Raw genomic sequence first — 12,076 nt, forward strand, 5'->3', positions numbered from 1 at the left:
CTTAATTTATTAAGAAGGATTTTTTGTCGCAGCATATTTAAGGAAAGAAATAGAAATGGTTGAAAACCCTCTCATTAAATTAGAACAGTATAAACAATCACCTTGGCTAGATTTTATCCAGCGTTCATTTACACAAAGCGGTGGGTTAAAAAAACTGGTTGATGAAGATGGATTAAAGGGCGTTACTTCCAATCCTTCAATTTTTGAAAAGGCAATGGGGCATGGCACTGACTACGATGAACAATTTAAACAACTGATTTCTTCGGGAATCACCGATGTTGTTACCTTATATGAAACAATGGCGATTGATGATATCCGTGCGGCCTGTTCAGTATTGTATCCTGTATGGGAAAAAACCCATGGGCTGGATGGATATGTCAGTTTGGAGGTTTCTCCATATATCGCTATGGACGGGCATGCAACATTGGAAGACGCACGCCGATTATGGAAAAGGGTTGCTGAAAAGAATCTTATGATCAAGATTCCAGCAACAGCACCTTGTATTGCCGCTATTGAAGGGGCCATTGCCGAGGGAATCAATGTTAATGTAACTTTACTATTTTCCTTGGATATGTACAAACAGGTTCTTGAAGCGTATATCAAGGGGCTTGAAGCGCATCTTGCCAAGGGGCATCATATTGCGCATATTGCCAGTGTGGCCTCTTTCTTTATTAGTCGTATTGATACGGCCATTGATAAGCAAATTGATCAAAGGATCGCCGCAGGGGATAAGGAAAGCGGTGCATTAAAAGCTATTCGTGGCAAGGTTGCCATTGCAAATGCAAAACTTGCTTATCAGCATTATCTTGAAGTGATGCAAAGTGACCGATGGAAAAAACTTGAGGCTGCAGGGGCGAAACCCCAACGTTTATTATGGGCCAGTACAAGTTGCAAGGATAAGACATTTCCAGACACTATTTATGTTGATCAACTGATTGGTAGGGATACTGTCAATACAATTCCACCTGCCACCATGGATGCTTTTAGAGATCATGGTACTGTGGCTGACACCCTGGAACAAAATATTGATGAAGCTAAAAAGATTCTGGCTGAGGCTGAACATTTGAACCTTGATTTAAAAAAAGTTACGGATCAGTTATTGGAAGACGGTGTTAATTCATTTGCCGACGCTTTTGATCAATTATTGGGTTCTGTTGGTGAAAAGCAGATGATATTACAGGGGAATAAGCTAACTCATTTGCAGTCTGATTTACCTTCAGATTATGAAACCGCTGTAAAAACTGGTCTGGATAAATGGCGTAAGAATGGTACAGTCCGTAAACTGTGGGATCGTGAATCTTCTGTCTGGACGGGAAAGGATGAGAATAAATGGCTCGGTTGGCTTGATATTGTTGATCAACAGGTTGAAAATCTTGCTGAACTGGAGGAATTCCAAAAAGAAGTCAGGAATAGAGGTTTTACCGATATCCTTTTACTAGGTATGGGCGGATCAAGTCTTGGTCCTGAAGTTCTAGGAGAGGTTTTTGGACATCAGGCTGGTTTTCCGCGTCTTCATGTCCTGGATAGCACTGATCCACAGCAAGTGCACAGCTTCCAGCAGAAAGTGACAATTGCGACAACCCTGTTTATTGTTTCTTCGAAATCAGGCAGCACTCTGGAGCCTAATATTCTTAAGGCGTATTTTTTCAATGAAGCCAAAAAGGTGCTGGGTGACAAAGTGGGGCAGCATTTTGTTGCGGTCACCGATCCGGGTTCCCATATGGAAGATGTGGCCAAGCAGGATGGTTTCTGGAAAATCTTTTACGGCTTGAAATCAATCGGTGGGCGTTATTCCGTTTTATCTAATTTTGGAATTGTTCCCGCAGCCGCGGCGGGATTGCCTTTACAGGAAATCCTGTATTCGGCCCAACGAATGGAAAAAGCTTGTTCTGCAGGATCTCCACCAGCACAAAATCCGGGAGTTCAACTCGGGACAATTTTCGGGGTTGGTGTTGCTGAATTCAAACGGGATAAATTTACAATCATAGCCTCACCTGATATTGGCTCCTTAGGTTCATGGCTTGAGCAACTTTTGGCAGAATCAACGGGTAAGGTTGGTAAAGGAATCATTCCTATAGATGAGGAAACCTTGACTGTACCATCTGTCTATGGAAAGGATCGTTTATTTATCTATTTACGGTTGGAGAATAAGATTGATCCTCAACAGGAAAAAGCGATTGCTGAATTAAAAGCGGCTCAACAGCCTGTTGTGACAATAAATCTACATGATAAAGCACAGATTGTTCAGACTTTTTTCCAAACTGAATTTGCAACCGCTGTGGCGGGTGCCTTCATTGGAATTAATCCTTTTGATCAACCCGATGTTGAAGCCAGTAAGATTGAAACCAAGAAAATTACAACTGCTTATAATGAAAAAGGTTCTCTTCCCGTTATTACCCCAATCGTTCAAGAGCAAGGGTTTGATCTTTATGCAGGTAAGGTTGAAATTGCAAAATTAAAAGGTCTTTCCACAATCTCCGAAGCCTTGAAAAGCTTTTTCAATGAAATTGTTGCAGGGGATTATGTTGCTGTTTTGGCCTATATTGAACGTGATTTGGCAACACGGGAGTGGATCCAGAAATTACGTCTGGCTATAAGAGACAAGAAAAAGGTTGCAACAGCGGCTGAATTCGGTCCCCGGTTTTTGCATTCAACTGGACAGGCTTATAAGGGTGGACCAAATAGTGGTGTATTTTTACAGATCACTGCCGATGATGATCATGATTTGCCTGTTCCCGGTGAAAAATACACATTTGGAATTGTGAAGGAAGCACAAGCTCGTGGTGATTTCGACGTATTATCGGGACGGGATAGAAGGGTTATCCGTATTCATGTAAAAGGGAATATGAAAGTTGGATTGGATAAATTAAGCCAATCAATTTTAAATATTCTGTAGATTAATCAACGTTTATATCTTACGATTACCGCAAGATATAAACTTATTGTGATGAAAATGGAGAAATTAACTATGAAACTAGGTATGTATGGCTTGGGCAGAATGGGTGGTAACATGGCAATTCGTTTGGCTCGTCATGGTCATGAAGTTGTTCTGTTAAATCGTACGCGCAGCAAAAGTGAGGAAATTCATAATCAAGCTCCTAAAAGTACCATTGTCGATGATTTGAAATCTTTGGTAGAAGCATTGCCTTCCCCAAAAATTGTTTGGATTATGCTGCCTTGTGGTGAAGTGACAGAACAGGCAATCAAAAGTCTTGGAGATATGTTAAATAAAGGGGATATCGTTATTGACGGTGGAAACACGTTCTATAAAGATGACATACGTCGTGCAAAAATGCTGGAAGCAAAGGGTATTCACTATGTTGATGTTGGAACTTCCGGTGGCGTTTGGGGCCTGGAACGTGGATATTGCATGATGTATGGTGGCAGTAAGGAAGCTGTTGACCATATTGATCCGATTTTGGACTCTTTGGCTCCTGGAATGGGCGATATTCCACGTACAAAGGGACGTAATGCCAATTTGAATCCCCGTGCGGAAAAAGGTTACCTTCATTGTGGTCCCGCAGGTTCTGGACATTTTGTCAAAATGGTTCATAACGGTATCGAATACGGTATGATGCAGGCCTATGCAGAAGGGTTTGATATCATGCGTACCAAAGGGTCAGATCGTTTACCCGAAGATGAACGTTTTGATTTGAATATGGCAGATATTGCAGAAGTATGGCGTCGTGGCAGCGTTATTCCATCATGGTTGTTGGATTTATGTGCGGATGCGCTTGCAAAGGATGGTACTCTTGCAGGTTTTAAAGGTGATGTTGCAGATACGGGAGAAGGGCGCTGGACCATTGAAGCCGCAATTGAAGAGGCTGTTCCTGCCCCCGTTATAACTTCCGCTTTATTCACCCGTTTTCGTTCCCGTTCAGGAAATACGTTTGGCGAAAAGATGTTGTCAGCAATGCGTTTTGGTTTTGGTGGCCATGTAGAAAAGAAATAATATAAATTTTCCAATTTCATTGGGAAAGGCCTTAATCGTGAGGATTAAGGCTTTTTTTTTATAAATTTTATACAAAATATATAAGGAATATATGGAGTTAGTGAAATAAATCAAATTTATTTTACTAACATTACGTTAAACAAAATTCGCTATTGAATGGTTTATGACATAATAATTTTCTAACAACATACATAAGCATAATGGTTTTTCATAAAGATTATAAAAATCTACAAGATATAATTTAAGGGTATCATCTAATGGGAACAAAACATCACGATATGAGTCCGGTCATTGATATGACTCAACAACAGTTTGGTGGGCCGGTAAGGAAATTATATCCTGTTTATAATCGCCATTTACCACCATGTAATTATGCTTGTCCCGCCGGTGAGGATATACAAGGGTGGCTTTCCCTTGCTCAAGAGGGAAAGTTTAGAGAGGCTTGGGAACATATTCTTGATAATAATCCCATGCCTGCAGTTCACGGGCGGGCATGTTATCATCCATGTGAAGGTTCATGTAATCGTAAAGAATTGGATGGATCTGTCACCATTCACGCTGTTGAACGGTTTTTGGGGGATATGGCTAATGACCGGGGATGGCAAGTTTCCGTTGCAGATAATCCTAATCGTAAACGTATTTTAATTGTTGGAGCTGGACCTGGGGGGTTATCTGCAGCTTATCATTTGTGTCGTATGGGGCATGAAGTTGTAATACGTGAGGCTTTTCCTGAACCTGGAGGCATGATGCGTTATGGCATTCCCGCTTATCGTTTACCGAGGGATATTCTAAAGCTTGATATTCATCGGATTGAACAGATGGGGGTCAAGATCAGATGTAATGATCCAGTGAGGGACTTATTGAAAGAAAAGCAGGAGGAACGGTTTGATGCGGTCTTTTTGGCAATAGGGGCTACAAAACCAAGTTTGTTAAATATTCCAATTGATAAGGAAGCGCGTCTTTTGTCAGCCATAGAGTTTTTGGGTGATGTCAATGCTGGGAAAAATCCAAAAATCGGTAAAAACGTTTTGGTCTATGGAGCCGGAAATACAGCGATGGATGCCGCTCGAACAGCCTTTCGTGCAGGGGCGCAAAAAGTAACGGTTATTTTCTTTTGGGATCGTTCGCATATGGAGGCGCATCAATTTGAGATTAAGGATGCAGAGGCAGAAGGTACTCAATTTAAATGTATGAGGACAATTGATTCTGTTTTTAAAGACAGGGTAATTTTACGGAAAATGATCATTGGCCAGGATGCTCGTCCGGAACCATCCGAGGAGATGGAGGAAATACAGATGGATACCGTTATTATGGCATTGGGACAGCAACCTGATAATCATTTTTTGCAAAATATTGAAGGAATAGAATTTGATTCAAAGGGGACTCTGGTTATTGATGCCCAGATGATGACTGGGGTTTCTGGCATATTTGCGGGCGGGGATGCTATTGACGGTCCTCGAAGTATCACGAATGCTGTGGGTTCTGGTAAAAAGGCTGCTCGGTTCATTAATGCTTGGCTGGATAATAAACCCTTTATTGTATCCCCAAAAAATCCGATTACCTATTATACGGATTTACATCTTCCCTTATTGGAGGATACACCTCAGATCCTACAAAAGGAATTGCCTGTTGAAAAGCGTGTTGGATTTACGGAAACATTAATCGGTTTTAATGAAAAGGAAGCTCTGTATGAAGCCAAACGCTGTCTTTCCTGTGGAAATTGCTATGAGTGTGATAACTGTCTGGCAGCTTGTCCAGAGGATGCTTTAACCAAAGCCGGAGTGGGAAAAGGGTATTTACTGGATATGGATCGTTGCACGGGATGTGCGGTCTGTTTTGAATCCTGTCCATGCCAAGCAATTGATATGACAGCTGAAAATATCTAAATATATTAATATTATATGCAGATAACGTCTCAAGAGAGGATGGTTATAGATGACTAATACAATAATGGACGCCAATACTGCAGTTGCCCATATTGCTTATCGTGTTAATGAGGTTTGTGCCATATTTCCGATTACGCCCTCATCCCCGATGGCTGAGCATATTGATGAATGGGCGGCAAAGGGAATTAAAAATATTTGGGGAAATATTCCCCTTGTTCAGGAAATGCAAAGTGAGGGTGGTGCTGCAGGAGCAGTACATGGCTCTTTACAAACAGGGGCGTTAACAACAACCTTTACGGCATCACAGGGATTGTTGTTGATGTTGCCAAACATGTTCAAGATCGCTGGTGAATTGACCTCGACGGTTTTTCATGTGGCAGCACGTTCTGTTGCAACTTCTGCCCTGTCAATTTTCGGGGATCATTCTGATGTCATGGCAAGCAGAATGACAGGTTTTGGCATGTGCTGTTCTGCATCAGTCCAGGAAGCCCATGATTTGGCTTTGATTATGCATGCTGTTACATTGGAGGCACGTGTACCTTTCATTCATTTTTTTGATGGTTTTCGTACGTCTCATGAATTAAACACATTGGATATCATATCTGATGAGATTATGGCTAAAATGATCGATGATGAATTTGTCATTGCACATCGTGAACGGGCCCTAAATCCCGAAAAACCCTTTATTAGAGGAACGGCTCATAATCCTGACACATTTTTCCAGGCACGTGAAGCGGTTAATCCATATTACAACCGGGTTATCAAACTTGTTGAAAAATACGTAAAGCGTTTAGGGGATTTAACAGGGCGTTACCATGATCTGATTGAATATGTTGGGGATTCTCGGGCAGAGCATGTTATCGTATTGATGGGATCCGCTGCCGAAACTGCTGACAATACAGCTGAAGCCCTCATAAAACAGGGGGAATCTGTTGGTGTTTTAAAAATTCGTCTCTATCGTCCTTTTCCTTCAGAAAAATTTCTCGAATTCCTGCCTACTTCAGTCAAACGAATTGCAGTTATGGATCGCACAAAAGAATCAGGTGCGTTGGGGGAACCTTTATATTTAGATGTGATGGCGACTTTGGCCGAGGCTGTCTCAAGGGGGAAAAGAAGGGATTTGCCCTTGATTATCGGTGGTAGGTATGGTCTTTCATCCAAGGATTTCACCCCTGCAATGGTCAAGGCCGTATTTGATGAGTTAAAGACAGAGAATCCTCGACATGGTTTTACAGTCGGTATCCAGGATGATTTAACCCATAACAGTTTAACCTATGATTCATCCTTTACAATTGATAGTGATCAAATTAAACGCGCCATGTTTTTTGGATTGAGTGCGGATGGAACCGTTGGGGCCAACAAAAATAGCGTGAAAATTATTGCTGAGGATGCAGGGGAATATGCACAGGGGTATTTTGTTTATGATTCTCATAAATCCGGTGCGCAGACTGTGTCCCATTTACGTTTTGGTAAAATTCCGATCAAGGCGGCCTATCTGGTTCAACGTGCCGATTTTGTTGGGTGTCATCATTTTCATTTTCTTTATCGTCAGGATATTCTTGAACATGTGGTGGAAGGTGGAGTTTTTCTGCTGAATGCGCATTATAATGCAGATGAAATTTGGCAACATTTACCTCGTTTGGTACAACAGCGTATTATTGAAAAGAAATTAAGATTTTACGTTGTTAATGCTTCAAAAGTTGCCCAAGAAGTTGGGTTGGGTATGCGCACCAATACGATTTTGCAAACCTGTTTTTTTGCAATTTCGGATATTCTTCCAAGGGATAAAGCGATTGAATATATCAAACATTCGATCAGGAAAACCTATCTTGTAAAAGGTGAGGATGTTGTACAGCAAAATTATAGGGCTGTTGATGCAGCCTGCGATAGCTTACAGCAAGTAAGGGTTCCAGACCGTGTATCAAGCAATATCGATCTTGAATGTCCTATTCCAGCAGATGCACCAGAGTTTGTTCATAAGGTTATTGCTCCTATGTTTGCGGGCAAGGGGGATCAAATTCCAGTAAGCTTGATCCCGGCAGATGGAACTTTTCCTTCCGGAACAGCCGTTTATGAAAAACGTAACGTTTCGGATTTTGTTCCTGAATGGCGAGAGGATCTGTGCGTGCAATGTGGTCAGTGCAGCTATGTTTGTCCACATAGTGTGATACGTTCCAAAACTTACCATGATCGTTATCTGGAAAAAGCACCAGAGGGATTTAAGACGGCACCTTTAAAAGTTAGGGGATATCCAAATATTAATTATACTTTGCAATTTTACGTGGAGGATTGCACAGGGTGTACTTTGTGTGTTGATGTATGTCCAGCGAAAAGTCCTATTGAGCCCGAAACTAAGGCAATCAATATGACAGCAAAGGAATCCCTGCTTGAAAGAGAAAAAAGGAATATTTTGTTTTTTGAAACTTTACCGGTTGATGATCGTAGCAAAGTTAATTTTTCGAATGTACGGGGTGTGCAGTTTCTGGAACCTTTATTTCAGTTTTCTGGTGCCTGTGCCGGATGTGGGGAAACGCCTTACCTGAAATTATTGACCCAGTTGTTTGGAGATCGCTTGCAAGTTGCCAACGCGACTGGTTGTTCATCAATCTATGGTGGCAATCTGCCTGTAACGCCCTGGTCTGTAAATGGAGAAGGACAGGGCCCAGCCTGGTCCAATTCTTTGTTTGAAGATAATGCCGAATTTGGATTGGGTTTTAGGATTGCTGTTGACAAACAGCTAGAAGTGGCCAGTTATTTATTGAAGCGATTGAGGGAAGAGGTCGGTACGGATCTGGCTGATGCGATTTTGAATTCATCACAGAAAGAAGAATCTGAAATTCAGGCCCAACGTTCACGGGTAAAAATGCTGAAGACACGTTTAGCTCGCCTTAAGAGTGATGATGCAAAACGTTTATTGGCATTGGCTGATTACTTTATCCGTCGCAGTATCTGGATTGTTGGTGGAGATGGTTGGGCCTATGACATTGGTTACGGTGGTTTGGATCATGTTTTAGCGTCAGGTGAAAATGTCAATATCCTCGTGCTGGATACAGAGATGTATTCCAATACAGGAGGTCAGGCCTCAAAGGCGACACCGTTCGGATCAATTGCCAAATTTGCATCAAAGGGAAAAGAAACAATTCGTAAAGATTTGGCGTTAATGGCCATGACATATGATAATGTCTATGTTGCCCAGGTTGCTCTGGGTTCCAATCCGCAACATACCCTAAAAGCATTTCGCCAGGCCGAAGCTTATGATGGGCCATCGTTGATCATTGCCTACAGCCACTGCATTGGACAGGGAATAGATATGCGTCATGGATTGACCCAACAAAAATTGGCGACAGCATCTGGTTATTGGCCATTATTCCGTTTTGATCCTATGATGCGGAAAATTGGTAAAAATCCTTTCCAACTGGATTCAGCCAGACCACGTATTGCTTTAAAAGAATATGCGGGTAATGAAATCAGATATCGGAATCTAAAACGGATACGTCCGAATGATGCCGAGGAAATTATGGAAAATGCACAAAAGGCAATTGACCGTCGTTATAAACAATATGAGGCCCTGGCATCAATTGAAACGGATGAAGTCAATCCTGTTGTATTGGGATTAAAACATTGAGACTAAATTAAAATATGTGATTGATGACACTCCTTGACGATTGCGGTCGAGGGGTGTTTTTATATTTTGACAATTATATTATCGTTATATTTTTATCAATTTGTGAATATAATATTTTTCCAATTGATTATTAGAAAATCAAAAATGGCTTTTTGGATGGTTCTAAAACATTTTAATACAGTTGGGAAGTGTCAATCTTGAATAAAACAACTCCAGCAATTCGGTTGTTAATTTCGGATATTGATGGAACATTGATACCAAACAATAAAATTGTCACAAATGAAACCATTCATGCTGTTCATAAAATGAAACAGGCAGGGATTGGATTGTCCCTGGTAAGTAGCAGGCCTGCCTTGGGTATGCGTTTGTATTTGGAGCAATTGAAAATAGAGTTGCCTTTTGCCGCATTGAATGGCGGAGAAATTCTTGATGTAAAAGGAAATATCCTTTCCAGAATTTGCATGAATCCTGTCCTGATTCTCGATATATGCAATATGCTCCAGAAGCATAAAATTGAAATATGGCTTTATAGTAGTCTTGAATGGTTCGTATTTACTACTGAAAGTGCTTTTGTGGAGCATGAACAAAAAGCCTTGCAATTGCAGCCGAAAATTATTCAAAACATTCAAGAACATGTAACCGATACAATAAAAATCATGGGTATTTCCCAGGATACTGTTTTACTTGATAATCTAGCACAACAGATAAAACGACGTCATGGCCGGGAAGTTTCCGCAGTTCATTCTTCAAAAAATTATCTGGATATCTCTCATTTAAAGGCAAATAAAGGATTTGCAGCTCAGAAAATAGCGGAATTACTTAAAATTCCGTTAAGTAAAACGGCATGTATAGGGGATATGGATAATGATATTCCGATGCTGAAAATTGCAGGAATGCCGATTGTTATGGGACAATCAAGTCAAAGGGTAAAACAATATGCTCATCATATTGCACGTACGAATGAGGAAAATGGATGGGCTTATGCTGTTAATCAATTTTTACTTTAATTTAAATGAAAATATTTTAAGTTGTGAAATAATGGTTTAATTTTGTAACCTGAATTGTTGAATCCCGGGCAAGGGTACATAAAAATTATAAAGAACGAGTTATCTATGACAGACAATATGGAAAAAGGGCATAATGCGAAAACCGGATATGTTCTTGTCTTACCTGATGCAAATGCACAGGCTAATTACCTGGCTGATATCATTTTGCACCAGATTGAGGAAAAAAAGGATGCGGTTTTCAGGATAGCGTTATCAGGAGGATCCACACCTAAAAAATTATACGAATTATTAGGGGGAGAGACTTACAGTCATCGACTGCCTTGGGAACGGTTGCATTTGTTTTTCGGTGATGAAAGAATGGTGCCCTATACGGATGAAGCCAGCAATTTCCGTATGGTTACCGAGGCTTTGCTTAATCATGTGAATATTCCATTTAGGAATGTTCATCCGATGCCTATTTTAGAAGATGTGGAAAAAGCTGCGCGATTATACGAAGAAAATTTACAGCATGAATATGGATCAAGGGTATTGAAGAATGGGGAACCCTTATTTGATATCGTTTTATTGGGACTGGGGACAGATGGTCATACGGCTTCACTTTTTCCTGACACAGCTGTTTTGGAGGAAAAACAGAAGTGGGTTTCTTGGTGTCAACCAAAAGACGCCCCTCATAGAAGAATGACATTGACCTATCCAGCAATTGCTTCCAGCCGTTTGGTTATATTTGTAGTGAGTGGAGAAAACAAGGTTAAGATTTTCCGTGAAGTAAGGGAAGAGAATGCAATATATCCCTCTTCAAAAATTGAAACGGAAGGAGAGGTTCACTGGATTTTGGATAAAGCGGCCGGTGGTGAATAAAAGAAGTCAGTAATTGGATAACGAAAGAATACTAGATAGAGATGGATGCACAACAAATCGTTAAATATAAAGAGCAACTTGGAAAAATAGGGGCTTCATTAGTTTCGCAAGGGATGAAAGTTGGATTGGGAAGTGGGAGTACCGCTGCATGTGTTATCCGATCTTTAGGCAAGCGGTGGCAAGAGGAAGGGTTGCGTTTTGAAGGTGTGCCTTCCTCGATTGCGTCGGCCAAGCTGGCCGAATCTTACGGAATTGAACTGACAACATTGGGGGAATGTCCAGAATTGGATATTGCCATTGATGGGGCAGATGAGGTTACGCATCAAGGATTACAGTTAATTAAGGGGTTGGGTGGCGCTTTATTACGAGAAAAAATTGTTCGCTATGCAGCCAAAAAATTTGTTATAGTCGTTGATGAACGTAAATTAGTCGATAAGCTTGGTGAGCATACACCTGTTCCAGTTGAGGTTACCCCTTTCGGTTGGGAAGCCACAATGAAACATTTGGAAAAAATTGGAGCATCAATAAAAGTTCGGGTCAAGAATGATCATCCTGATTTTTTCCTGACGGATGGTGGGAACATGATTCTGGATTGTGATTTTGGAATTATTGACGATCCTGTACGGCTAGAGAAAGATATCATTTCGATTGCTGGGGTTATCGAAAGCGGTTTATTTATTAATTGTACGGATGAGGCTTTAGTCGCAGGCTATAACGGGATTCAGCATTTATATAAGTAAAAGGAACA

Annotated in this window: 7 protein-coding genes; all 7 read left to right on the top strand. The window is 41.0% G+C overall.

What is annotated here, in order from left to right; all coding sequences use genetic code 11:
* The first annotated feature begins 55 nt into the window (after positions 1 to 55).
* Positions 56 to 2,896 (top strand): bifunctional transaldolase/phosoglucose isomerase, encoded by a 2,841-nt coding sequence (locus GN303_RS00500; RefSeq protein ID WP_110439282.1) that lies wholly within the window; start codon positions 56 to 58, stop codon positions 2,894 to 2,896.
* A 72-nt stretch (positions 2,897 to 2,968) separates the two neighbouring features.
* Entirely contained in the window at positions 2,969 to 3,952 is a 984-nt protein-coding gene (gene gnd / locus GN303_RS00505) for a phosphogluconate dehydrogenase (NAD(+)-dependent, decarboxylating) (protein ID WP_110439283.1), read from the top strand.
* A gap of 257 nt (positions 3,953 to 4,209) precedes the next feature.
* Positions 4,210 to 5,838, top strand: coding sequence for an NAD(P)-binding protein (locus tag GN303_RS00510; RefSeq protein WP_110439284.1), 1,629 nt, complete (start codon positions 4,210 to 4,212; stop codon positions 5,836 to 5,838).
* A gap of 49 nt (positions 5,839 to 5,887) precedes the next feature.
* The gene (gene nifJ, locus GN303_RS00515) at positions 5,888 to 9,463 is read left to right on the top strand and encodes a pyruvate:ferredoxin (flavodoxin) oxidoreductase (protein WP_231504040.1); all 3,576 of its coding nucleotides are present in this window, start codon (positions 5,888 to 5,890) and stop codon (positions 9,461 to 9,463) included.
* Positions 9,464 to 9,660: 197 nt separating this feature from the next.
* Positions 9,661 to 10,470, top strand: a complete 810-nt coding sequence (locus tag GN303_RS00520) for a Cof-type HAD-IIB family hydrolase (RefSeq protein ID WP_158523890.1) — start codon at positions 9,661 to 9,663, stop codon at positions 10,468 to 10,470.
* Between the two features lie 105 nt (positions 10,471 to 10,575).
* The gene (gene pgl / locus GN303_RS00525; RefSeq protein WP_110439286.1) at positions 10,576 to 11,328 is read left to right on the top strand and encodes a 6-phosphogluconolactonase; all 753 of its coding nucleotides are present in this window, start codon (positions 10,576 to 10,578) and stop codon (positions 11,326 to 11,328) included.
* Positions 11,329 to 11,369: 41 nt separating this feature from the next.
* On the top strand, positions 11,370 to 12,068 hold the full coding sequence (gene rpiA, locus GN303_RS00530) for a ribose-5-phosphate isomerase RpiA (RefSeq protein ID WP_110439287.1): 699 nt from the start codon (positions 11,370 to 11,372) through the stop codon (positions 12,066 to 12,068).
* The last annotated feature ends 8 nt before the right edge of the window (positions 12,069 to 12,076 follow it).

This window comes from Commensalibacter melissae (genome assembly GCF_009734185.1).
GTDB classification, from domain to species: domain Bacteria; phylum Pseudomonadota; class Alphaproteobacteria; order Acetobacterales; family Acetobacteraceae; genus Commensalibacter; species Commensalibacter melissae.

Coding starts and splice junctions, on each gene's coding strand:
- GN303_RS00500 (WP_110439282.1), top strand. CDS start 56: ATGGTTGAAAACCCTCTCATTAAATTAGAACAGTATAAACAATCACCT.
- gnd (WP_110439283.1), top strand. CDS start 2,969: ATGAAACTAGGTATGTATGGCTTGGGCAGAATGGGTGGTAACATGGCA.
- GN303_RS00510 (WP_110439284.1), top strand. CDS start 4,210: ATGGGAACAAAACATCACGATATGAGTCCGGTCATTGATATGACTCAA.
- nifJ (WP_231504040.1), top strand. CDS start 5,888: ATGACTAATACAATAATGGACGCCAATACTGCAGTTGCCCATATTGCT.
- pgl (WP_110439286.1), top strand. CDS start 10,576: ATGACAGACAATATGGAAAAAGGGCATAATGCGAAAACCGGATATGTT.
- rpiA (WP_110439287.1), top strand. CDS start 11,370: ATGGATGCACAACAAATCGTTAAATATAAAGAGCAACTTGGAAAAATA.